19 protein-coding genes are annotated in these 23,684 nt (G+C 61.3%); 11 read left to right on the top strand and 8 right to left on the bottom strand.

Going from position 1 to position 23,684, the window contains the following annotated elements:
* The first annotated feature begins 140 nt into the window (after window positions 1-140).
* Both KVG85_RS04900 and KVG85_RS04895 read left to right on the top strand, forming a co-directional pair.
* A complete protein-coding gene (locus KVG85_RS04900; RefSeq protein WP_095180255.1) occupies window positions 141-1,208 on the top strand; it encodes a phosphotransferase family protein in 1,068 nt (355 codons plus the stop codon).
* 37 nt (window positions 1,209-1,245) lie between these two features.
* A complete protein-coding gene (locus KVG85_RS04895) occupies window positions 1,246-2,013 on the top strand; it encodes an SDR family oxidoreductase (RefSeq protein ID WP_024013283.1) in 768 nt (255 codons plus the stop codon).
* 1,066 nt (window positions 2,014-3,079) lie between these two features.
* On the opposite strand, the gene KVG85_RS04890 is transcribed toward KVG85_RS04895, so the two are convergent.
* The 4 genes from KVG85_RS04890 to KVG85_RS04875 form a co-directional block, all read right to left on the bottom strand.
* On the bottom strand, window positions 3,080-3,337 hold the full coding sequence (locus tag KVG85_RS04890) for a DUF1652 domain-containing protein (protein ID WP_024013284.1): 258 nt from the start codon (window positions 3,335-3,337) through the stop codon (window positions 3,080-3,082).
* Window positions 3,338-3,477: 140 nt separating this feature from the next.
* Window positions 3,478-4,974, bottom strand: coding sequence for a helix-turn-helix transcriptional regulator (locus KVG85_RS04885; RefSeq protein WP_217863136.1), 1,497 nt, complete (start codon window positions 4,972-4,974; stop codon window positions 3,478-3,480).
* A 201-nt stretch (window positions 4,975-5,175) separates the two neighbouring features.
* Complete coding sequence (locus KVG85_RS04880; protein ID WP_217863135.1) at window positions 5,176-6,459, bottom strand: Zn-dependent hydrolase; 1,284 nt, start codon at window positions 6,457-6,459, stop codon at window positions 5,176-5,178.
* 235 nt (window positions 6,460-6,694) lie between these two features.
* The gene (locus KVG85_RS04875) at window positions 6,695-8,179 is read right to left on the bottom strand and encodes an NCS1 family nucleobase:cation symporter-1 (RefSeq protein WP_217863134.1); all 1,485 of its coding nucleotides are present in this window, start codon (window positions 8,177-8,179) and stop codon (window positions 6,695-6,697) included.
* 624 nt (window positions 8,180-8,803) lie between these two features.
* Here KVG85_RS04875 and hydA point away from each other — a divergent pair.
* The 3 genes from hydA (at window position 8,804) to preA (ending at window position 13,041) form a co-directional block, all read left to right on the top strand.
* A complete protein-coding gene (gene hydA, locus KVG85_RS04870) occupies window positions 8,804-10,243 on the top strand; it encodes a dihydropyrimidinase (RefSeq protein ID WP_217863133.1) in 1,440 nt (479 codons plus the stop codon).
* 155 nt (window positions 10,244-10,398) lie between these two features.
* Window positions 10,399-11,766, top strand: a complete 1,368-nt coding sequence (locus KVG85_RS04865) for an NAD(P)-dependent oxidoreductase (RefSeq protein WP_217863132.1) — start codon at window positions 10,399-10,401, stop codon at window positions 11,764-11,766.
* Window positions 11,767-13,041 carry an NAD-dependent dihydropyrimidine dehydrogenase subunit PreA gene (gene preA, locus KVG85_RS04860; RefSeq protein ID WP_122881410.1) on the top strand — a complete coding sequence of 425 codons (1,275 nt, stop codon included), beginning with the start codon at window positions 11,767-11,769 and terminating at the stop codon, window positions 13,039-13,041. It begins immediately after the preceding gene.
* Window positions 13,042-13,283: 242 nt separating this feature from the next.
* On the opposite strand, the gene KVG85_RS04855 is transcribed toward preA, so the two are convergent.
* Both KVG85_RS04855 and KVG85_RS04850 read right to left on the bottom strand, forming a co-directional pair.
* Window positions 13,284-13,904 carry a TetR/AcrR family transcriptional regulator gene (locus tag KVG85_RS04855; RefSeq protein WP_024013291.1) on the bottom strand — a complete coding sequence of 207 codons (621 nt, stop codon included), beginning with the start codon at window positions 13,902-13,904 and terminating at the stop codon, window positions 13,284-13,286.
* 90 nt (window positions 13,905-13,994) lie between these two features.
* A complete protein-coding gene (locus KVG85_RS04850; RefSeq protein ID WP_217863131.1) occupies window positions 13,995-15,017 on the bottom strand; it encodes a hypothetical protein in 1,023 nt (340 codons plus the stop codon).
* A 279-nt stretch (window positions 15,018-15,296) separates the two neighbouring features.
* Here KVG85_RS04850 and KVG85_RS04845 point away from each other — a divergent pair, with 279 nt between their 5' ends.
* Entirely contained in the window at window positions 15,297-15,578 is a 282-nt protein-coding gene (locus tag KVG85_RS04845) for a hypothetical protein (protein ID WP_217863130.1), read from the top strand.
* Between the two features lie 50 nt (window positions 15,579-15,628).
* On the opposite strand, the gene KVG85_RS04840 is transcribed toward KVG85_RS04845, so the two are convergent.
* Window positions 15,629-15,835, bottom strand: a complete 207-nt coding sequence (locus KVG85_RS04840) for a hypothetical protein (protein WP_217863129.1) — start codon at window positions 15,833-15,835, stop codon at window positions 15,629-15,631.
* Window positions 15,836-16,079: 244 nt separating this feature from the next.
* On the opposite strand from KVG85_RS04840, the gene KVG85_RS04835 reads away from it, so the two are divergent.
* The 4 genes from KVG85_RS04835 (at window position 16,080) to paoC (ending at window position 21,876) form a co-directional block, all read left to right on the top strand.
* Window positions 16,080-17,834 carry an L-lactate permease gene (locus KVG85_RS04835; RefSeq protein ID WP_217863128.1) on the top strand — a complete coding sequence of 585 codons (1,755 nt, stop codon included), beginning with the start codon at window positions 16,080-16,082 and terminating at the stop codon, window positions 17,832-17,834.
* Window positions 17,835-18,104: 270 nt separating this feature from the next.
* Window positions 18,105-18,728 carry an aldehyde dehydrogenase iron-sulfur subunit PaoA gene (gene paoA, locus KVG85_RS04830; protein WP_016775137.1) on the top strand — a complete coding sequence of 208 codons (624 nt, stop codon included), beginning with the start codon at window positions 18,105-18,107 and terminating at the stop codon, window positions 18,726-18,728.
* Window positions 18,725-19,681 carry an FAD binding domain-containing protein gene (locus tag KVG85_RS04825; protein ID WP_217863127.1) on the top strand — a complete coding sequence of 319 codons (957 nt, stop codon included), beginning with the start codon at window positions 18,725-18,727 and terminating at the stop codon, window positions 19,679-19,681. The genes paoA and KVG85_RS04825 overlap by 4 nt, the downstream gene beginning before the upstream one ends.
* On the top strand, window positions 19,678-21,876 hold the full coding sequence (paoC, locus tag KVG85_RS04820) for an aldehyde oxidoreductase molybdenum-binding subunit PaoC (protein WP_217863126.1): 2,199 nt from the start codon (window positions 19,678-19,680) through the stop codon (window positions 21,874-21,876). The genes KVG85_RS04825 and paoC overlap by 4 nt, the downstream gene beginning before the upstream one ends.
* A 338-nt stretch (window positions 21,877-22,214) precedes the next feature.
* Here paoC and KVG85_RS04815 read toward each other — a convergent pair whose 3' ends face one another.
* Window positions 22,215-22,691, bottom strand: coding sequence for a (R)-mandelonitrile lyase (locus tag KVG85_RS04815; protein WP_217863125.1), 477 nt, complete (start codon window positions 22,689-22,691; stop codon window positions 22,215-22,217).
* 96 nt (window positions 22,692-22,787) lie between these two features.
* Between KVG85_RS04815 and KVG85_RS04810 the strand changes: the two genes are divergently transcribed.
* Window positions 22,788-23,681, top strand: a complete 894-nt coding sequence (locus tag KVG85_RS04810; RefSeq protein WP_217863124.1) for a LysR family transcriptional regulator — start codon at window positions 22,788-22,790, stop codon at window positions 23,679-23,681.
* Window positions 23,682-23,684 lie beyond the last annotated feature (3 nt).

Below are 23,684 nucleotides of genomic sequence, written 5' to 3'. Positions count from 1 at the left end.
GCCGCTGCTCGCCCCATTCTCAAAGTTGATTATCCAGCAACACGCTAACCTATAAGACCGACCCGCGCTTGTGAGCACCCGAGCGCGCCATTAGATTAGCCAATGATGTCTGGCCTCCAAAATAAGCAGAAGGGATAAGCATGGCGCTTACTGACCAGTCCACCCGGATCCGCGCGGGCGAAGAACTCGATGCCAGCCTGATCGATCCGTACCTCAAGGCGCACATTCCCGGCCTGACCGGCACGCCGCAGATCAGCCAGTTTCCCGGCGGCGCGTCGAACCTGACCTACCTGCTGGAATACCCGGAGCAGGAATTCGTTCTGCGCCGCCCGCCGTTCGGCCACAAGGCCAAATCCGCCCACGACATGGGCCGTGAATTCCGCATTCTCAACCAACTGCGCGACGGCTTTCCGTATTGCCCGAAGGCCTACGTGCATTGCACCGACGAAGCCGTTATCGGCGCCGAGTTCTATGTGATGGAACGGGTCAAAGGCATCATCCTGCGCGCGGAACTGCCGCCGGAGCTGGGCCTCGATTCGGCGAAAACCGAAGCGCTGTGCAAAAGCTTCATCGACCGTTTCGTCGAACTGCATCGGGTCGATTACAACGCCTGCGGCCTCGGCGATCTGGGCAAGCCTGAAGGCTACGTCGCGCGGCAGATCAAGGGCTGGAGCGAGCGCTACGAAAAAGCCCTGACCCCGGACGCGCCGCACTGGGAAGCAGTCAAAGCCTGGCTCAATGACAAGATGCCGGCCGACCACCCGACCTCGAGCATCGTCCACAACGACTATCGCTTCGACAACGTCATCCTCGACCCGGCCAATCCGATGCAGATCATCGGCGTGCTCGACTGGGAACTGACCACCCTCGGCGACCCGCTGATGGACCTGGGCAACACCCTCGCCTATTGGATCGAAGCCGGCGACCCGGCACCGGTGCAACTGATGCGCCGCCAGCCAAGCCACGCACCGGGCATGCTGACCCGCCGCGAATTCGTCGACTACTACGCCGAGCGCTCGGGCATCCGCATCGACAATTTCGACTTCTACTACACCTACGGCCTGTTCCGCCTGGCCGGCATCGTGCAGCAGATCTACTACCGCTTCTACCATGGCCAGACGCAGGACAAACGCTTCGCGCAGTTCATTCACATGAACAAACTGCTGGAGCAGATGAGCCTGCAGGTCATCCAGAAATCCAGCCTCTGATCCGGGCCAATAACAAGACTTCCAACAAGGGAAACCCATGTCCAAGACTCAGTTGTTCGACCTCGACGGCAAAATCGCTTTCGTCTCCGGTGCCAGCCGTGGCATCGGTGAAGCCATCGCCAAACTGCTGGCCCAGCAAGGCGCCCATGTGATCGTCTCGAGCCGCAAGCTCGAAGGCTGCCAACACGTCGCCGACGCCATCACCGCCGCCGGCGGCAAGGCAACAGCCGTGGCCTGCCACATCGGTGAGATGGAGCAGATCAGCCAGGTCTTCGCCGGGATCAAGGAACAATTCGGCCGCCTCGACATCCTCGTCAACAACGCCGCGACCAACCCGCAATTCTGCAACGTGCTCGACACTGATCTCGGTGCGTTCCAGAAGACCGTCGATGTGAACATTCGCGGCTACTTCTTCATGTCGGTCGAAGCCGGCAAGCTGATGCGCGAAAACGGTGGCGGCAGCATCATCAACGTCGCCTCGATCAACGGCATCTCCCCGGGTATCTTCCAGGGCATCTATTCGGTGACCAAAGCGGCGGTCATCAACATGACCAAAGTCTTCGCCAAGGAATGCGCGCAATTCGGCATCCGCTGCAACGCCCTGCTCCCCGGCCTGACCGACACCAAATTCGCCTCGGCGCTGGTCAAGAACGATGCGATTCTGAAACAGGCACTGACCCAGATCCCACTCAAACGCGTAGCCGACCCAAGCGAAATGGCTGGCGCAGTGTTGTACCTGGCCAGCGATGCGTCGAGCTACACCACCGGCGTGGCGCTGAATGTGGATGGCGGGTTCCTGTCCTGATTTGCACAGCAAATTGCTAACCCATGTGGGAGCGAGCCTGCTCGCGAAAGCGTTGAGTCAGTCAGCTACGTTTTGACTGATACCACGCATTCGCGAGCAGGCTCGCTCCCACAGGTTCACTGCTGGGTTCCAGGCCTCGTGCAATCGAGGAATCGCGAGTCTTATTGGGTTATGCAACGGGTAGTGGTGATGTGGCGCGTCACCTGCCCATCGACATACATATCCCCGGCAACCTCAGTATTCTCCAGCACCTCACACCGACGTTCCGGCGGAGGCGGCGGCGCGACAGGCGCAGGCGGTGGAGGACTGGCACAACCGGCCAACAACACTGCAAGAAAAGCCAACGGTAATACGCGTTTCCCAGGATTATTCATAGGACGACCCGCGGTAATGAGAGACAAACTCCCGCAACCCAACCGGCCGCGGAAGACCTGACCACTCATTCTTTATAGCTGAGCACCTTGTTAGCGCCAGTGGATTGGGGAGATTGGCTGGGATTGGCTGTCGGTTTTGCGGGGATTTTCCGGCAGAGGGCTGGATTGAGATCATCGTTGCAGGCGAGGGCCTCATCGCGGGCAGGCTCACTCCTACAGTTTTGATCGAGTGAGTTCAGTAACAACCAGGTCGGCTGTCAGGCCGCCTTCGCGAGCAAGCTCGCTCCCACAGAAAAGCAAAAAGCAAAGCTCATCCGCTCTTCACCACTCAAAACAATGAGCGTTAGCTCGAGTACCGCTTTTGATCTTGATCTTGGAGCCCGTCGGCAGGCTGAGTGGAGGGATTGATCCGGGCGTGGGAGCGCAGCGACCGTACGACGCAGTCGTACACAGCGCAAGGAGGTGCAGCGAAGCAAACCGTAGCCGCTGCGCCCGGATCAGTCCCGGAGCGAAGGAACCCGAGCCTGCGAGGGCCGAACGCAGGAGCAAGCCTTTTCGGTTACCTTTTCGGCGTTTGGAAAAGGTGACTCGCCGTAAGGGCGAAACCGCCAGCCGCAACACCCGCAGAAACGGATATACACCCACCCCCCCAGAGCATGGCCGGCCCAAAGGCCGCCAAGACCAAAGCGCGCTTAAGCCAAATCCGGATCCCGCGAAGAACGCAAGGAATTGCTCTCAAGCTCATACCGCAACTCATCCACCAACGCCTCGACCGCCCCAGGCGTACGCAGCGAAGCCAGATCCAGCCCACTGATCACCAGATCCACCTGCCCCGAATCCCGGTGATACAACTTGACCGTCAGCGAATGATCACCATCCACCGAACACTCACAAGCCAGCGGCGCAAAACTGTGCTCGAGCCGAGCGCGCAACTGCGCAAGATTCATCATTGACGTTGTTCCTATGACTGTTTCAGAAGGGGCACGATCGCAAACCCGAAATGGTCTACACCGCACCCCACCAGCCTAAGAACACAACGTCTTGGCCAATACATGAATTTGCACCCTTGTAACTAGTGCATTTGCACCCCTCAGCGCTGGCCCTTGGTGCCCCACTCTCCCGAAAACAAACCGCGCTCGCGAGCCCAGACGATCGCCTCGCTGCGGCTATGCACATCGATTTTCGAGTACACAGTGGCAACATGATTGCGCACGGTATTGGGCGCCAGTTTCAACCGCGCGGCGATCTCCTTGTCCGCCAGTCCTTCACAGATCAAGCCGAGCACATCGCGTTCACGGGCCGTCAGGTCAGTGAACGAGGCACTTGGCAGCTGCGGCGAGTTGATCTTCTTCACATTGGCCAGCTTCTCGATCAGCGTCCGGCTGAACCACGACGCATCCTTCATCACCTCTTCGATCGCCGCGACCAGCTCCAACTCAGTGCGCTTACGCTCGGTCATGTCCATCAGCACCAGCAGATAGCAGGACGTGTCGTGAATGTTCACGGTGTCGGCCGAGACCGCACACTCCAGCAACTCCTCGTCCTTCTTGCGCACCGGCACATCTACCCGATCGACCCGACCGTTCTTCGCCAACGCCGACAATAACCGGGTGCGCGCCCCGTCATCGTGGATGAAGCTCAACTGCGTCACGGTTTTCCCGAGTACGTCATCGCTGTCATAGGCGAGGGTATCGAGGAATGCCTGATTGACGTCGATGACCTCCTGCTTGTCAGCGGTGCAGATCAGAATCGGTACCGGAGTCAGACGAAAAGCCTTGGCAAAGCGCTCCTCGCTCTGACGCAAGGCCACTTCGACCCGGCGCCGAGGCTCCATGTCGACGAAGGAGAACAGCATGCAATTTTCGTCATTGAGCAGCAGCGGTTGACCGGCAACGATCACCTGTTTACTGCCACCGTCGGGGAGGCGCAGTTCCGCCTGCATCTGCGGAATGGTCGCGACATCGCGCAAGCGCTGAACGGCCAGATCGCGCTGATCGGCCTGCTCGAAGATATCGATTTCGTAGGCCGAGGTGCCGATCACCTGATCGCGGGTATAGCCGGTCATTTCCAGAAAGCCCGGGTTGACCTTGATGTAACGCAAATCGCTGAGACGACAGATCACTGCCGGCGCGGGGTTGGCGTTGAAGGTTTTTTCGAAACGCTGCTCGGCGTTGGCCCAGTCGGTAACGTCGCTCATGATCAGCACCAGCGACTCGGGCTGGCCGACGCGGTCGGTCAGCACCATGCTGCGCACGCTGTGCACCCAGACCCGCTCCGGGTCGTCCACGGACGAGACTTCGATCAGCACATCATTGAACGCCTCGCAGCGGGCGACGCGGCTGATCGGGTAGTTGTCCGGCGGCAAGACATGATTGTTGCGATAGCGCAGCGTGAAGCGTTTGGCGTACTCGTCGGCGTTGCTGCCCAGATCACCGATGGTGCTGACACCGTGCATGGTCAGCGCCGCTTCGTTGGCCCAGAGAATGCTTTTGTCGAGTTCCAGCAGAATCACCCCGTCCGACAGCCCGGCGATGATCTGCTGCAACTGGCGACGGTTGGTTTCGGTGGTCAGGACTTCCTGGCTCATTGGATCTCCACACTGTGATGCGGCTAGGTGAAGAGTACGACCGCAGCGGCTCGGGATCGTGCCACAGCCTCAAAATCGCCAGAAATCCCCTGTGGGAGCGAGCCTGCTCGCGTAAGCGCTGGGTCAGATAGACCATTCGGTGACTGACCCGGCGCATTCGCGAGCAGGCTCGCTCCCACAGGTTTGCTTGGTGTGTTTACCTTAGGCGGCACGCTCGCTGGCCGCCACCATCGCCGAAGCCGCGAGCATAGCCCTTAGTAACACCGCACACCCTGCCGCGAGATCATCCGGTGCGGCATTCTCGATTTCGTTGTGGCTGATCCCGCCCTCGCATGGCACGAAGATCATCCCGGCCGGACCTAGCTCGGCGAGAAAGATCGCGTCATGCCCGGCGCCACTGACAATGTCCATGTGCGACAGACCCAGCCCTTTCGCGGCGCCGCGCACCGCCTCCACACAGCCCTCTTCGAAGTACAGCGGCGGGAAGTCGGCGGTCGGGGTCAGTTCGTAGGTGAGGCCGTGTTCTTCGCAGGTCGCCTCAATGACTTGTTTCACTTCGGCAATCATCGAATCCAGCCGCGCCGGCTCCAGATGCCGGAAGTCGAGGGTCATGCGCACTTCGCCGGGGATCACGTTGCGCGAACCGGGATAGGCTTGCAGGCAGCCGACCGTGCCACAGGCGTGGGGCTGATGACCGAGGGCGGCGCGGTTGACGGCGCCGACGATCACCGAGGCGCCGACCAGGGCATCCTTGCGCAGGTGCATCGGCGTCGGGCCGGCGTGGGCTTCAACGCCGCGCAACTTCAGGTCGAACCACTTCTGCCCAAGCGCGCCGAGTACCACACCGATGGTTTTCTCTTCGTCCTCGAGGATCGGGCCTTGCTCGATGTGCGCTTCGAAATACGCGCCGACCGCGTGCCCGCTGACCTTGCGCGGGCCGGCGTAGCCGATCGCATTCAGTGCTTCGCCGACGGTGACGCCGTCGGCATCGACCTTGGCGAGGGTTTCTTCGAGGGTGAATTTCTCGGCGAAGACTCCGGAGCCCATCATGCACGGGGCGAAGCGTGAGCCCTCTTCGTTGGTCCAGACCACCACTTCCAGCGGCGCTTCGGTTTCCACGCCAAGGTCGTTGAGGGTACGCAGCACTTCGACGCCGGCGAGCACGCCGAAGCAACCGTCGAACTTGCCACCGGTGGGTTGAGTGTCGATGTGGCTGCCGGTCATCACCGGCGGCAGGCTCGGGTTGCGCCCGGCGCGGCGGGCGAAAATATTGCCGACGGCATCGACCGTGACGTTGCACCCGGCGTCCTTGCACCACTGCACGAACAGGTCGCGGGCCTGGCGGTCGAGGTCGGTCAGGGCCAGGCGACAGACGCCGCCCTTGACCGTGGCACCGAGTCTGGCCAGTTCCATGAGCGAGGCCCAGAGGCGATCGCGGTTGATGTGCTGATGGGTGGATTGCAGAACGTCTACGGCTGCGTTCATGGGGATCTCCTCAATGCTGATGCCGATAGTGCCCATGCTCTGCGTGGGCATTCATCCATGGACGCTCTGCGTCCGCTGTTGGGACGCGGAGCGTTCCGGGCTGCATTCCCACGCAGAGCGTGGGAACGATCAGTTTCGCCGGTGTATGGTGCATCGCCTTCGCGAGCAGGCTCGCTCCCACAGTGAGAATGCATTTCCCATGTGGGAGCGAGCCTGCTCGCGAAAAGGCCCTTGCTCACACCGCTGTTTTCACGGCAGAAGGCTGCGCCCGCATCACACACAGCCCGTAATAAATAATCCCGCCCAACGCCGAGCCGGTGAACCAGCCATAGCTGTAGAACCAGCTGAACGCGTCGCTGCCCAGCGACAGCAAGGTCAGCGCCACCGGCACGCCGAAGGCGAGAAAACCCGCCCAGTTCCACGCCGGATACACGTCATCGCGGTACAGCCCGGCGAGGTCCAGTCGCTGTTTCTTGATCAGGAAATAATCCACCACCATGATCCCGGCGATCGGCCCGAGCAGGCTTGAGTAGCCCAGCAGCCAGTTCGAATACACGGTTTCCAGGCTGATGTCGGAAACGATCAGGCCAAGCTTTTTCAGCAGTTCATGGCCCATCAGCACCAGCCCGACCAGACCGGTGAGCAACACCGCTTTGGTGCGGTTGATCACCTTCGGCGCGATGTTCTGGAAGTCATTGGTTGGCGAGACGATATTCGCGGCGGTGTTGGTCGACAGTGTGGCAACGATGATCAGCGCCATGGCCACCGCCACCCACACCGGGCTCTGGATATGCCCGATCAGCGTGACCGGGTCGGACACGGTGACGCCGACCAGTTTCACCGATGCGGCGGTCATGACTACGCCCAGCGCGGCGAAGAGGAACATGGTCAGCGGCAGGCCGAAAATCTGCCCGAGGATCTGATCCTTCTGGCTCTTGGCGTAGCGACTGAAGTCGGGAATGTTCAGCGACAGCGTGGCCCAGAACCCGACCATCGCCGTCAGCCCTGCTGCGAAATAACTGACCACGCTGGCGCCTTCCGGACGCTTGGGCGGGATCGCCAGCAACTCAGTCATCGACACATTGGGCATCGCCCACACCAGCAGGCCTATGCCCACCGCCACCAGTAACGGCGCCGACAAGGTTTCCAGCCATTTGATCGACTCGGCACCGCGAATCACCACCCACAGATTCAGCGCCCAGAACACCATGAAACCGATCACCTCGCCGGTGCCGCCGAGGGATTTCCAGCCCTCGAACACCGAGCCGAGAAACAGGTGAATCGCCAGTCCGCCGAACATGGTCTGGATGCCGAACCAGCCACACGCCACCAACGCGCGGATCAGGCACGGCACGTTGGAACCGAGAATGCCGAACGACGAGCGCAGCAGCACCGGAAACGGAATGCCGTACTTGGTGCCGGGGAAAGCATTGAGGGTCAGTGGAATCAACACGATGACGTTGGCAAACAGAATCGCCAGCAGCGCTTCGCCGACGCTCAAGCCGAAATACGCGGTGAGCACGCCGCCGAGAGTGTAGGTCGGCACGCAGATCGACATGCCGACCCAGAGCGCTGTGATGTGCCATTTGTTCCAGGTGCGTTCGCGCACCTTGGTCGGTGCCATGTCGTGGTTGTAACGGGGACTGACGAGGACGTCGCTGCCGGCTTCGAGCTCGTACAAGCCGTCGCGCTCGGTCACTTGCGATCTGATCTGTTGCATGGCCGCTCCACTGTTCTTCTGATTATTTTTTGCTCATCAGGCGGCTGGCGCACACGACGCCAGCCGGACGATGGCCGGAGGAACTGACAACTTTCATGCACCGGCCATGGTGTCAGCGGCGGCATCAATAAACGTGCCGGGTCTGGCGCTGAACGCTTGGGCGGTGCACTGCACGCTTTGCAACTTTCTGATATTCATCAGTTTTAATTGAATATTCGGTGAGTCCGGGAAAACTTGTCTGAACGCTCAGGCTAAACGTCGGGCAAGTTGTCCGAAGTGTCAGGACTCAAACTGGTGCACTGCATTTATTTTTGTCGGTGAACACGCAACCGCAGCACAACTTCAAGCGGCTGATTTCACATAGAAAATCTTGCTCATATTTCCATCCTGTCAAGTGCGTCAAAATGGTGAGCAGCCTCACCATTTTGGTGATTTCCACTATTTATTCTTATTTATCAGTAGGTTGAAAGAGCTATAAGCTTATAAAAAATATTCTTGATCATTCTTGAAATCGCGACTAGTTTCTATTCCTGACAGCGATGACAGGAATATGAACTGCGCCGCTGTACTTCAATAAAACATCTAGAACCGGCACAAGTCGGTCATGCCTGCGAGGAATCCGGAATGTCTCTGTTGATCCGTGGCGCCACCGTTGTTACCCATGATGAAAGTTACCGCGCCGACGTCTATTGCGCTGACGGCGTGATCAAAGCCATTGGTGAAAACCTCGACATTCCCGCCGGCGCCGAAGTGCTCGACGGCGGTGGCCAGTACCTGATGCCCGGCGGCATCGATCCGCATACGCATATGCAACTGCCGTTCATGGGCACCGTGGCCAGTGAGGATTTCTACAGTGGCACGGCGGCGGGTCTGGCCGGCGGCACCACGTCGATCATCGACTTTGTGATTCCCAACCCGCAGCAATCGCTGATGGAAGCGTTTCATCAGTGGCGCGGCTGGGCGCAAAAGTCTGCGTCGGACTATGGCTTCCACGTCGCGATCACTTGGTGGAGCGAGCAGGTGCGCGAGGAAATGGCCGAGCTGGTCAGCCACCACGGCATCAACAGCTTCAAGCATTTCATGGCCTACAAGAACGCGATCATGGCCGCCGACGACACTCTGGTGGCGAGTTTCGAGCGCTGTCTGGAACTCGGTGCGGTGCCGACCGTGCACGCAGAAAATGGCGAGCTGGTCTATCACCTGCAACGCAAGCTGATGGCCCAGGGCATTACCGGGCCGGAAGCGCATCCGCTGTCGCGACCTTCGCAAGTCGAAGGTGAAGCGGCGAGCCGGGCGATCCGCATTGCCGAAACCATCGGCACGCCGTTGTACCTGGTGCACGTTTCCACCAAGGAAGCTCTGGACGAAATCACCTATGCCCGCAGCAAGGGCCAGCCGGTTTACGGCGAGGTGCTGGCCGGGCATCTGTTGCTCGACGACAGCGTCTATCAACACCCGGACTGGCAGACCGCCGCCGGCTACGTGATGAGCCCGCCGTTCCGTCCGCGCGGCCATCAGGAGGCGCTGTGGCATGGGCTGCAGAACGGCAATCTGCACACCACCGCCACCGATCACTGCTGCTTTTGCGCCGAGCAGAAAGCCGCTGGCCGCGACGACTTCAGCAAGATTCCCAACGGCACCGCCGGCATCGAAGACCGTATGGCGGTGCTGTGGGATGAAGGGGTCAACTCCGGACGATTGTCGATGCAGGATTTCGTCGCGCTGACCTCCACCAACACCGCGAAGATTTTCAATCTGTATCCACGCAAAGGTGCGATCCGCGTGGGCGCCGATGCCGATCTGGTGCTGTGGGATCCGCAAGGCACACGGACCATTTCCGCCAAGACCCACCATCAGCAGGTGGACTTCAACATCTTCGAAGGCAAGACCGTGCGCGGCGTGCCGAGCCACACCGTCAGCCAGGGCCGGGTGGTCTGGGCCGATGGCGACCTGCGTGCCGAGCGCGGCGCCGGACGCTACATCGAACGGCCGGCCTACCCGGCGGTGTTTGATCTGTTGAGCAAGCGGGCGGAGTTGCATAAACCGACTGCAGTTAAACGCTGAAATCCAGGCCTTCGGCCTTCGCGAGCAGGCTCGCTCCCACAGGTGAGCGCATTGCAAATGTGGGAGCGAGCCTGCTCGCGAAGAGGCCCTCCCTGACGCCATAAAACCACTGCCCACCAGAGGCAGCACCTCAATTAGCCATGAGGCCATAAACCGTGATCGAGACCCTGAACCACCTTCCCCACCCGCACGAAAGCGCGGCCGCCCTCGCCGGCCATTTCACTGATCTGGCGCCGCCGCTTAATTCACGGCAAGCGCACCTGGAGGCCTCGCGCTGCCTGTATTGCTACGACGCGCCTTGCGTCAATGCGTGCCCCAGCGAAATCGATATCCCGTCGTTCATCCGCAATATCCATCAGGACAACGTCCAAGGCGCGGCGCAAAAGATCCTTTCGGCAAACATCCTCGGCGGCAGTTGCGCGCGGGTCTGTCCGACGGAAATCCTCTGCCAGCAGGCCTGCGTGCGCAACAACGCGCAGGAATGCGCGCCGGTGCTGATTGGTCTGCTGCAACGTTATGCCGTAGACAACGCACATTTCGCCGAACATCCGTTCCAGCGCGCCCCGGCCACAGGCAAACGTATCGCCGTGGTCGGCGCCGGGCCGGCCGGGTTGTCCTGCGCCCATCGCAGCGCGATGCACGGGCATGACGTGGTGATTTTCGAAGCACGGGAAAAGGCCGGCGGGCTCAACGAGTACGGCATCGCCAAGTACAAACTGGTCGATGACTACGCGCAGAAGGAGCTGGATTTTCTCCTGCAGATTGGCGGGATAGAAATCCGCCACGGCCAGAAACTCGGCGCAAACCTCACCCTCAGCGAACTGCATCAACAGTTCGACGCGGTATTCCTCGGCCTCGGCCTGAATGCCAGCAAGCAACTCGGTCTGGCCCACGAAGACGCGCCGGGCCTGCTCGCCGCCACCGACTACATCCGCGAACTGCGCCAGGCCGATGACCTCACGCAACTGCCCTTGGCTGAACGCTGCATCGTTCTCGGCGCCGGCAACACCGCGATCGACATGGCGGTGCAGATGGCCCGCCTCGGCGCGCGCGACGTCAATCTGGTGTATCGCCGTGGTGCCGCAGACATGGGCGCCACCCACCATGAGCAGGACATCGCCAAAGCCAATCAGGTGCGATTGCTGACCTGGGCCCAGCCGGAGCAAGTGTTGCTCGATGATCAGGGCCGCGTGCGCGGCATGCGTTTCGCCCGCACCGATCTGGTTGAAGGCCGTCTGCAAACCACCGGAGAAACCTTCGAGCTGGCTGCCGATGCGATCTTCAAAGCCATCGGCCAGAGCTTCGATGACAGCGCCCTCAGCGATCCGTTGGCGCGCGAACTCAAGCGTCAGGGCGAACGCATCGCGGTCGATGAACACCTGCGCACCAGCGTCCCCGGCGTGTATGCCGGCGGCGACTGCACCAGCCTCGATCAGGACCTCACCGTGCAAGCGGTGCAGCATGGCAAACGCGCCGCCGAGGCGATCAACGCTCAACTGATGCTCAACGTGGAGGCTGCGTAAATGGCCGATCTCTCGATAGTCTTCGCCGGCATCAAAGCGCCCAACCCGTTCTGGCTGGCTTCCGCGCCGCCCACCGACAAGGCCTACAACGTGGTCCGCGCCTTCGAAGCGGGCTGGGGTGGCGTGGTCTGGAAAACCCTGGGTGAGGATCCGGCGGCGGTCAACGTATCCTCGCGTTATTCGGCGCATTACGGTGCCAATCGCGAAGTGCTGGGCATCAACAACATCGAACTGATCACCGACCGCTCGCTGGAAATCAACCTGCGTGAAATCACCCAAGTGAAGAAGGATTGGCCGGATCGCGCGCTGATCGTGTCGCTGATGGTGCCGTGTGTCGAGGAGTCGTGGAAACACATCCTGCCGCTGGTCGAGGCCACCGGCGCCGACGGCATCGAACTCAACTTCGGCTGCCCCCACGGCATGCCCGAACGCGGCATGGGCGCGGCGGTCGGTCAGGTGCCGGAGTATGTCGAACAGGTGACGCGCTGGTGCAAGACGTACTGCTCGCTGCCGGTGATCGTCAAACTCACCCCGAACATCACCGACATCCGCGTCGCTGCCCGGGCGGCGCATCGTGGTGGCGCCGATGCGGTGTCGCTGATCAACACGATCAACTCGATCACCAGCGTCGACCTGGACCACATGGTCGCCCTGCCCACCGTCGGCAGCAAAAGCACCCACGGCGGTTATTGCGGTTCGGCGGTCAAGCCGATTGCGCTGAACATGGTCGCGGAAATTGCCCGTGACCCGCAGACCCAGGGCTTGCCGATCTGCGGCATCGGCGGCATCGGCAGCTGGCGCGACGCCGCGGAGTTCATGGCGCTGGGCAGCGGCGCGGTGCAGGTGTGTACGGCGGCGATGCTGCATGGTTTCCGCATTGTCGAAGAGATGAAGGATGGCCTGTCACGGTGGATGGACAGCCAGGGCTACGCCAATATCGCCGAGTTTTCCGGGCGTGCCGTGGGCAACACCACCGATTGGAAGTACCTCGATATCAACTACCAGGTCATCGCAAAGATTGACCAAGAGGCGTGCATTGGTTGCGGGCGTTGCCACATCGCTTGTGAAGACACCTCACACCAGGCGATCGGCAGTCTGAAACAGGCCGACGGTACGCATAAATATGAAGTGATCGATGAGGAATGTGTGGGCTGCAACCTGTGTCAGATCACCTGCCCCGTGGCCGACTGCATCGAGATGGTGCAGATGGACACGGGCAAGCCGTTTCTGGACTGGAATCATGATCCGCGCAATCCGTATCACGTTGCAGTCTGAAAAAGCCCCTCACCCTAGCCCTCTCCCAAAGGGAGAGGGGACCGATTGGGGGATGCTGACAAACTCCGCCGACCTGGAAAAGTTGTTGTGAATCCAGAATCGACCGGGGTTCACAGGCAGAACTGCTTTGCATCCATAATCGAAACGGTCTTTCAAGTCGGTGTACCTCTCAATACACCTCGGTCGGCCCCCTCTCCCTCTGGGAGAGGGCTGGGGTGAGGGTAAGCCCTTGATGGTGCTCTTCAAGGCTCCAGCCCGATCCCGCGCAAAATCACCCCCGTCACGGTCTGCACCGCCCGCTCGAACTGCATATCCGACAACGGCTGGTGATCATTGAGAATGTTCACCTGATGATCAAAGTCGGCGTAATGCTGGGTCGACGCCCAGATCATGTACAGCAACCCCGACGGCTCCACCGGCAGGATCCGCTTGTCCTCGACCCACTGGCGAATCTTCGCTTCCTTCATCTTCGCCCAGTCATACAGGCTCGCATCCAGCGCCTCGCCCAGAGTCGGCGCGCCGTGGATGATCTCGTTGGCCCAGACTTTCGAGCCGTAGGGCCGGCTGCGCGAATGATTCATCTTGGCGCGGATGTAACTGCTCAGCACCACGCGCGGGTCGTCGAACATCTCGAAGCACAGCGCGTCCTGCTTCCATACTTCGAGCAGATCGAACAGCACCGCGCTGTACAGCTCGCTCTTGGTGCTGAAGTAGTAATGCAGATTGGAACGCGGCAACTGCACTTCGGCAGCGATGTCCGCCATGGCGGTGCTGCCGAAGCCTTTCTCGGCGAAAACCTTTTCCGCCGCCAGCAGGATTTTCTCGACGTTACTGCGGCGAATCTCGATCTTGTGATTGCCCATGTGGGCTCCCTGACAACAGCGTTGCGCAAGACTAGCATCCGCTCTGATCCGGGCGCGACCGCCGCCAACAAAACTTCGCAGGTACAAGCGCTATGGCACAGCGCTCACACCGATAGGCGTTGGTTCATTCACGCCCAAATTACCTTCGACCTGCCCGGCCATGTGCAAAGTGCCGGCCATCACCCCCGTGGTCGGATTCTGCAGCAGCTTCTGCCAGGCTTTGTCGAAGGTATTGCCGAGGCTGCTGCGAATCAGCGCTTCGCTGTCGGGGCGGTCGTTGGCCTGGATGATTGCGCGAATACCGGCCACGCCGACCGAAATCATCGCCCCGGCGAGTTTACCCGCCGCTGCCGCCACCGCACTGGCGGCGCCGCGCGGGGCCATTTCCGCTTCGATGCGCTGGCTGGCGCGCTTGGCCACCGGGGCCATGGCTGCTTCGGTGGAAGAGATGCCCTTGGCGCCGCCGTCGGTGTGGATCTTGTCGATCAGCGCGGCGTACGCCGGGAGGGTGTTGAGCGGCTCGGTGCTGATGACTTTGAACAGCGAAGCATCCCGCGCCGGCGGCGGGCCGAGGGCGATGGCCGGGATCTTCTGCAAGCGCCCGTTGAGCTGCGCAATCGGCACACCGTGACGCTGGGCGATGAGCGGCATCTGCTGCGCCATCAACTGCGCATAGAACGCCGTGGCCTGCGCCAGAATCGCATCCGGATCGATCTCCACGGCGACCGGCGCGAGGACTTTTTCCTGATATTGCTCAAGCAGATACGCCGCCAGCCGTTTCGCCGAAGCGTCCTGCTCACCGCCGGCGCTGATCGTGTACCAACTGACCTTCATCGACAGCCACTCCTGGGTCCAGTAGCTGCTGAACCAGGGGATGAAATTTTCTTCAGTTTGCTGATAGACCCGAGTGCGCCAATGTTCCATCGAGCCACGGGCGAACAGCTTGACCTGCTCGGTGGCCTGTTGCGATGCGCTGAGGATCTCGCGGTCGATCTGCTGCCAGGTTTGCGCCGACACCACCACCGCTTGCGGCGCACTCACCGGCGCCCGGGCCGAGGTAGCGCAGCCGGCCAGCAAAAGCAGTGCGGCAACGACCAGCGCGCGCGGGTTCACGGTGGTGGTGTCCTTTGGCTTGGGGAGGTGCAGGTTTGAGTATAGGTGGGTCAGTCGATTGCGATGCTGAAGGTTCCGGCCTCTTCGCGAGCAGGCTCGCTCCCACATCTGAATGCCTTGCACCTGTGGGAGCGAGCCTGCTCGCGAAGGCGCCAACAGCAGCACCACAAACCTCAACCATCACCACCATCGATATCCACCATCGCCACGATTGCCTTCCGCCCTCCCTTGCTGAAAGGCACGATTGACTCATCCGAAACACAACGAGGCGTTCACATCATGATTTACACCCAAGTCACCCTCTCCGTGAGTTTCCCGGTGTTCGGCAGCAACTACTACCAACAGCACGTCGTGCCGCGCAAGGCGCAGACGCTGGTGTTCAACAAGGATTTCGATGATCTGCTGATGCCTGCCGCCAGCAATCATTTCAGCAATGAAGTGGTCGGCCTCAACGATCAGTTCCGTTTTCTGAGCGACATACTCGCCACCCATTTGCTCGATCACGAGGCCTCGGTGCCTGCGCGATCCCGCGTCCAGGCGAACGCTCGTTTTTTCAACTGAGGCTGATGCACAGAGGGCGTTCCTTTAACGGGAACGCCCTCTTCATTCAATCAGTCATCATCGCGCTCGCGGTGATAACGACGGCCATCGCGGCGGTCGTCATCGCGGTCGTCCCAACGCCGGTCATGGTCGTAATAGCGGCCGTGGTCGCGGTCGTAGTGCCGGCCATGGCGATGGTCATCATCAAAATCCGCAATACAGCCGCTCAGCAATACGGCGGCGGTCACAGTGAGCAGCATGGTTGTCGCTTGCTTCATTCAACACTTCCCTAAAACCCAAGGTCTTGACGACGGAAATCGCCACGCTGCCCGCGTCTTCGGGACGCAGTGCGCGCAGCCGCAGATACGACCGGGCAAAAGCGCGTTGATTCAGTGGCCACTATCGACCGTTTGTCGGCTCGTTCGTCGCAGCCGAACAGCGGCGTAACGCCACCTATACTGCTTGCAACCTACCCCCATGCAATGGATCTGCGCCCTCAATAACAATAAGCAGAGGTGGATCATGGTCTGGCAGCAAATCTACGACCCGTTCGGCAACCCGGTACTCTCCACGCTGATGGCCGCAGTGCCGGTGGTGGTGATGCTCGCGGCGCTGGCGTTCTTTCACGTCAAGGCGCATCTGGCGGCGCTGTTGGCGCTGGCGTCCGCCCTGCTGATCTCGATTTTCGCCTTCGACATGCCCGCGGGCATGGCCGGTTCGGCGGCGTTGTTCGGCGCGGCGAATGGCTTGCTGCCGATCGGCTGGATTGTGCTCAACATCATCTTTCTGCATCGCCTGACCACCGAAAACGGTTCGTTCAAAGTGCTGCAGGATTCCCTCGCGCGGATCACCGATGACCGTCGTTTGCAGTTGCTGCTGATCGCCTTCTGCTTTGGCGCATTCTTCGAAGGCGCGGCGGGGTTTGGCACGCCGGTGGCGGTGACCGGTGCGATTCTGATCGGCCTGGGTTTTTCGCCATTGGCCGCATCCGGCCTGGCGCTGATCGCCAACACTGCGCCCGTGGCTTTCGGTGCGCTGGGCACGCCGATCATCACCTTGGCCAGAGTCACCGGGCTGGACGAGATGGAGCTGTCGATGATGGTCGGTCGACAGCTGCCGTTCTTCTCGGTGTTGGTGCCGTTCTGGTTGATCTGGGCATTTGCCGGGTGGCGCAAGATGCTTGAGGTGTGGCCGGCGATTCTGGTGGCTGGAGTGAGTTTCGCCATCCCGCAATTTCTCGTCTCGAACTATCACGGGCCGATGCTGGTGGACGTCATCGCTGCGCTGATTTCCATGGCCTGCCTGACGCTGTTCCTCAAGGTGTGGAAACCGGCGACCATCCACACCTCGGCAGCGCTGTCCGGGCGCGTCGACAACTCCAAGGTCGACGAAGAGACAGTCACCGCCAGCGCCGCGTTCAGCGATCAGGCGCGTCCGGCAGTGATGCGAGCGTGGATGCCGTGGATCATTCTCACGGTGTTCGTGTTTGCCTGGGGCACGCAGGGCTTCAAGAACATGTTCGATACGCGCCCGGTGATCGACCCGGTCACGCAATCGGCCAAGCTCGACCCGCAAGGCAAACCGGTACGCGAGGCCAATCCGATATTCGCCCCGGCGGTGACCTTCACCGGTCTGCATCTGCAAATAGAAAAAGTACCGCCGGTTGTCGCGGCGCCGAAAGCCGAGGAAGCGATTTACAAGTTCACCTGGCTGACCGCGACCGGCAGCGGGATTTTGCTGGCGGCGATTGTCGGCGGTCTGCTGATGGGGTATTCGATCCCGCAATTGATCAAGCAATACCTGCGCACGCTGTGGGTGGTGCGTTTTTCGCTGATCACGATTGCGGCGATGCTCGCGCTGGGCTTCCTCACGCGCTATTCGGGGCTGGATGCGACCATGGGCCTGGCGTTTGCGGCGACGGGGATTTTCTATCCGATGTTTGGCACGCTGCTCGGCTGGCTGGGGGTGGCGCTGACGGGCTCGGACACTGCTTCGAACGTGCTGTTTGGCGGCTTGCAACGGGTGACCTCGGAACAGCTGGGTATCAGTCCGGTGCTGATGGCGGCAGCGAACAGTTCCGGTGGGGTGATGGGCAAGATGGTCGACGCGCAGTCGATCGTCGTCGCCTCCACCGCGACCCGTTGGTACGGACATGAAGGCGAGATCCTGCGTTACGTGTTCTTCCACTCGATCGTACTGGCGATCCTGGTCGGCGGGCTGGTGACGTTGCAGGCGTATGTCGCACCGTTTACCTCGATGGTGGTGGGTGGGCCATAACTGAAAAACACAACTCCCCTGTGGGAGCGAGCCTGCTCGCGAAGAGGTCGGCATATCCAGCAGCGGCTGGGTCTGACCCGACGCTTTCGCGAGCAGGCTCGCTCCCACAGGTCAATTGATGAGCTGCGCACATAACTCTTTAGCGCAAATCCGACAAAACCTTTTCCCTCCCGCTGCGGTCACTCTTTTTACGAGACTGGCATGCATGCCGGCGCGCCCGTTTGGGCCTTTTGCAATCCTGCCGCCCGATGAGAGAAAAGGAATCGAACCATGCCGATTTCCCGACGCAATTTCATGATCCTCGGCGCCGTAACCGCGACGGCGTTCGCCATGCCCCCCTTTATCAGCCTCAAGGCCTACGCGGCCAGTCTGGAGCAACCGGCCATGAGTAAAGTTACCCTGCAAGTCAACGGTAAACCGCAAACCCTCGAAGTAGACACCCGCACTACCCTGCTCGACGCCCTGCGCGAACACCTGCACCTGACCGGCACCAAGAAAGGCTGCGATCACGGCCAGTGCGGCGCCTGCACGGTGATCGCCGACGGTCGGCGGATCAACTCCTGCCTGACCCTGGCGGTGATGCACGACGGCAGTGAGGTGACCACCATCGAAGGCCTCGGCATGCCGGACAAGCTGCACCCGATGCAGGCCGCCTTCATCAAGCACGACGGTTACCAGTGCGGCTATTGCACCCCTGGGCAGATCTGCTCGGCGGTCGCTGTGCTCAAAGAAATCCGCGACGGCATTCCCAGCCACGTCAGCCCGAGCCTGACCGAGCCGCCGAAACTGATTGCCGCCGAACTGCAGGAGCGCATGAGCGGCAATATCTGCCGCTGTGGCGCTTACTCGAACATCATCGAAGCCATCACTGAAGTCGCGGAGGTGCCGGCATGAGAGCCTTCAATTACAGCCGCGCCGACTCGCCTACCGCAGCCGCTTCCCAGGCCGCGCAAGTCGAGGGCGCCAAGTTCATCGCCGGCGGCACCAACCTGCTCGACCTGATGAAACTCGACATCGAAACCCCGGTGCACCTGATCGATATCAACCACCTCGGCCTGGACCAGATCGAAGCTACCCCCGAAGGCGGACTGCGCATCGGCGCGCTGGTGCGCAACACTGATCTGGCCGCCGACGCGCGCGTGCGCAAGGACTACGCCCTGCTCTCCCGCGCCTTGCTCGCCGGGGCCTCCGGGCAGTTGCGCAATATGGCGACCACCGCCGGCAACCTGCTGCAACGCACCCGCTGCCCGTACTTTTACGACACCCACCAGGCCTGCAACAAACGCAACCCCGGCAGCGGCTGCGCGGCGATCGGTGGCGTGACCCGGCAACTCGGAATCATCGGCGTCAGCGACGCTTGCATCGCCACCCACCCGAGCGACATGGCCATCGCCATGCGCGCACTCGATGCGCAGATCGAAACGGTCAAGCCTGACGGCAGCACGCGCAGCATTCCCATGGCGGATTTCCATCAATTGCCGGGCAACACGCCGCACATCGAAACCAGCCTCACGCCCGGCGAGTTCATCACCGCCGTGACCCTGCCGGCGCCGGTTGGCGGCACGCACATTTATCACAAGGTCCGCGATCGCTCGTCTTACGCGTTTGCCCTTGTTTCAGTCGGTCTGATCCTGCAAAAGGACGGCACCGGCCGTGTCGCCGTCGGCGGTATTGCGCCGAAACCGTGGCGGGTCGAAGCCGCTGAAGCGCTGTTGCCCAAGGGCGCCAAAGCAGTCAGCGAACGCCTGCTTGAGGGCGCGACACCCACCGATGACAACCAATTCAAACTGACACTGGTCGAGCGCACGCTGGCTTCGGTGTTGGCGCAAGCGAGGGAAACCGCATGAAATTCGACACGCCCGCCACCACCAATCCCATCGACCGCCTGAAAGTCGTCGGCCAGCCTACCGAGCGCATCGAAGGCCCGTTGAAAACCAGCGGCCAGGCCACTTACGCCTACGAGCAACATGAAGCGGCGGCCAATCAGGCCTACGGTTTCATGGTCGATTCGGCGATCGCCAAAGGCCGGATCAAAGCCATCCATCTCGACGAAGCCAAAGCCGCACCCGGCGTACTCGCAATCGTCACTGCCGAGAATGCAGGCAAGCTCGACAAGGGTGATTACAACGCCGCGCACCTGCTCGCTGGTCCCGAAGTGCAGCATTACCAGCAAGCCGTTGCATTGGTGGTTGCCGAGACCTTCGAACAGGCCCGCGCCGCCGCGCAATTGGTCAGGGTCGATTACGAGACCAGCGAAGGCAAGTTCGATCTGGCCAGCGTCAAAGACCTCGGCGTCGAGCCGAAAGACGAGTTGCCGGACGTCAATCACGGCGACTTCGACAAGGCCTTCACCGCCGCGCCGGTGCAGTTCGATCAGACCTACACCACTCCGGACCAATCCCACGCGATGATGGAACCGCACGCCACACTGGCCGCGTGGAAAGGCGATCAGCTGACCGTGTGGACCTCCAACCAGATGGTCGCCTGGAGTGTTGGTGACATTGCGAAAACCCTCGGCCTGCCGAAGGAAAACGTCCGATTGGTCTCGCCGTACATCGGCGGTGGTTTCGGCGGCAAGCTGTTCATCCGCGCCGACGTGATCCTCGCCGCTCTCGGCGCTCGTATGGCGGGGCGGCCGGTGAAAGTCGCCCTCGCCCGCCCGCAAATGGCCAACAACACCACCCATCGCCCGGCAACGATTCAGCGCATCCGCATGGGTGCCACTGCGGACGGCAAGCTGACCGCCATCGCCCATGAAGGCTGGTCGGGCAACCTCGCCGACGGCAAGGTCGAACTGGCCGCGCAACCGAGCCAGTTGCTCTACGCCGCAGAAAACCGCCGCGTCAGCATGCGCCTCGCCCCGCTCGACCTGCCTGAAGGCAATGCCATGCGTGCGCCGGGTGAAGCACCGGGGCTGATGGTGCTGGAAATCGCCATGGACGAAATGGCCGAACAACTGAAGATGGACCCGGTGCTGTTCCGCATCGCTAACGACACTCAAGTCGACCCGGTGAAAACCGAGCGGCCGTTCTCCCAACGCCAACTGGTCAAATGCCTGCAGATCGGCGCGGAGAAATTCGGCTGGGATCAGCGCAAGGCGCAACCGGGCACCCGTCGTGAAGGCCGCTGGCTGATCGGCATGGGCGTGGCGGCGGCGTTTCGCAACAACCTGCTGGTCAAGTCCGGCGCCCGCGTGCGCCTGGAGCGTGATGGCAAGGTCGTTGTTGAAACGGACATGACCGATATCGGCACCGGCAGCTACACGATCATCGCGCAGACCGCTGCCGAGATGATGGGCGTTGGTCTCAATGATGTGGTGGTGCGTCTGGGCGATTCGGACTTCCCGGTATCGGCCGGCTCCGGCGGCCAGTTCGGCGGCAACTGCTCGACCGCCGGGGTCTACGCTGCGTGCGTGAAATTGCGCGAAGCGGTGGCGGCCAAGCTGGGGCTGGCGGCGGATCAGGCGGAGTTCGCCGATGGTCAGGTGCGGGTCGGCAGCAAGAGCCTGCCGCTGCGCAACGCGGCTGAAGGCGGCGCATTGGTCGGCGAGGACAGCATCGAGTTCGGTGATCTGGCCGAGAAGTATCAGCAATCGACCTTCGGCGCGCACTTCGTCGAAGTCGCTGTCGATGCCGCCACTGGCGAAGTTCGCGTACGGCGCATGCTCGCGGTGTGCGCTGCGGGGCGAATTCTCAACCCGACGTCGGCGCGCAGTCAGGTCATCGGCGCGATGACCATGGGCGTCGGCGCCGCATTGATGGAAGAGCTGGCGGTGGACAAGCGTCTGGGCTTTTTCGTCAACCATGACCTCGCCGGGTATGAGGTGCCGGTGCACGCTGACATTCCGCATCAGGAAGTGATCTTCCTCGAAGAAACCGACCCGATTTCATCACCGATGAAGGCCAAGGGCGTGGGTGAATTGGGGATTTGCGGCGTTAGTGCGGCGGTGGCGAATGCGATCTACAACGCCACCGGCGCGAGGGTGCGCGAGTATCCGATTACGCTGGACAAGATTCTGGATTCATTGCCGGAGATGATCTGAAGCGAAAAGCCCCTCATCGGAACGCCGCCCGCCTAGCCCTCTCCCAAAGGGAGAGGGGACCGATCCGGGTATATTCAGGATGTGCAGCGACGTGAAAGTCTTTCTGTGTATCCATAATCGCAACGGCAAGTTCAGGTCGATGCACATCGCAAGACACCCCGGTCGGCTCCCACTCCCCCGGGAGACGCCTGGGGTGAGCCGCATGCTGTTAGCGCACCTGCATGGGGTGCTAGGGGTCGAGTGGATTCACCACCACGCTTGCAGAATGCCGAACGTCTCGAGCATCCCCCAATCGGCTCCCTCTCCCTCGGGAGAGGGCTGGGGTGAGGGGCGCGGTTTCACTCGGTCTTTGGATATTGCTCATCACTGACCTGCTCCATCCAGTCCACCACCTTGCCATCCAGCACTTCGGCAATCGCGATATGACTCATCGCCGTCGTCGGTGCTGCCCCGTGCCAATGTTTGGCGCCCGGGGCAATCCACACGGTATCGCCCGGGCGGATTTCACGCACTGGCTGGCCCCACTCCTGCACCAAGCCTGCCCCCGAGGTGACGATCAATGTCTGCCCCAGCGGATGGGTATGCCATGCAGTGCGCGCGCCCGGCTCGAACGTTACGGTCGCACCACTGACCCGCGCCTCATCGGTGCCTTTGAACGGCGCATCCACCCGCACCGTGCCGGTAAACCAGTCAGCAGGGCCTTTGGCCGAAGGTTGCGAGCCATTCGGTGTGACCGTGACACGGGGATTTTCAGTGGCCTGCACCTCACCAGCCAGCAGCGAGAGCGTCAGTGCGGAAGCAGCAATCGGGTTCATGGCATTTCCTCCAATAAATGATGCAACCACTGTAGCGATCCGCACTCTTTGGATAATCGACTAGAATCCGAAAAAACTTATGCAGGAAAATCATCAATGCTTCGGGAAAATGCCACCGACCTGCTCGCCTTTCTCGCCGTCGCCCGTGAACGCAGTTTCACCAAGGCCGCGGCCAAACTTGGCGTGTCGCAATCGGCGCTCAGCCACACCATCCGCAGTCTCGAAGCGCGTCTCGGCCTGCGCCTGCTGACCCGCACCACGCGCAGCGTTTCGCCGACCGAGGCCGGCGAACACTTGCTGCAAACCATCGGTCCGCGCTTCGAGGAGATCGAAGTGGAACTGGCCGCCCTGAGCAACCTGCGTGAAACCCCGGCGGGCAAGATCCGCATCAGCGCCACCGACCATTCGCTGAACTGGATCCTGCGTCCGGTGTTGCAGGATTTCCTGCCGCAGTACCCCGATGTGTCCGTCGAGGTTTGCTGTGACTATGGTTTCGTCGACATCGCCGGCCAGGGCTTCGATGCCGGTGTGCGCCTGGGCGAAGACGTCGCCCAAGGCATGATCGCCACCCGTATCGGTCCGGATATGCGCATGGCCGTGGTCGGCTCCCCCGCCTACTTCGCCCGGCGCGATCCGCCGCAAACCCCGCGCGACCTGACCGACCACGCCTGTAACAACCTGCGCCTGCCAACCAATGGCGGGCTGTATTCGTGGGAGTTCGAAAAGGACGGCGAGAGTCTGAAGGTGCGTGTCGCCGGGCAGGTCACCCTGAATGGCGTGTACCCATTGCTCGACGCCGCACTGGACGGTTTCGGGCTGAGCTACATCCCGGAAAACGTCGTCGCGCCGTTTCTGGCGGACGGTCGCCTGGTCCAGGTGCTGGGAGACTGGTGCCCGGCATTTTCCGGTTATCACCTGTACTACCCGAGCCGACGTCAGGCAGCGCCAGCGTTTGCGTTATTGCTGGAGGCGTTGCGCTATCGCGGTTGACCC

Source organism: Pseudomonas triticicola (assembly GCF_019145375.1).
GTDB classification, from domain to species: domain Bacteria; phylum Pseudomonadota; class Gammaproteobacteria; order Pseudomonadales; family Pseudomonadaceae; genus Aquipseudomonas; species Aquipseudomonas triticicola.
Note: the sequence above shows the minus strand (reverse complement) of the source record. Positions and strands in the feature narration are given on the sequence as shown.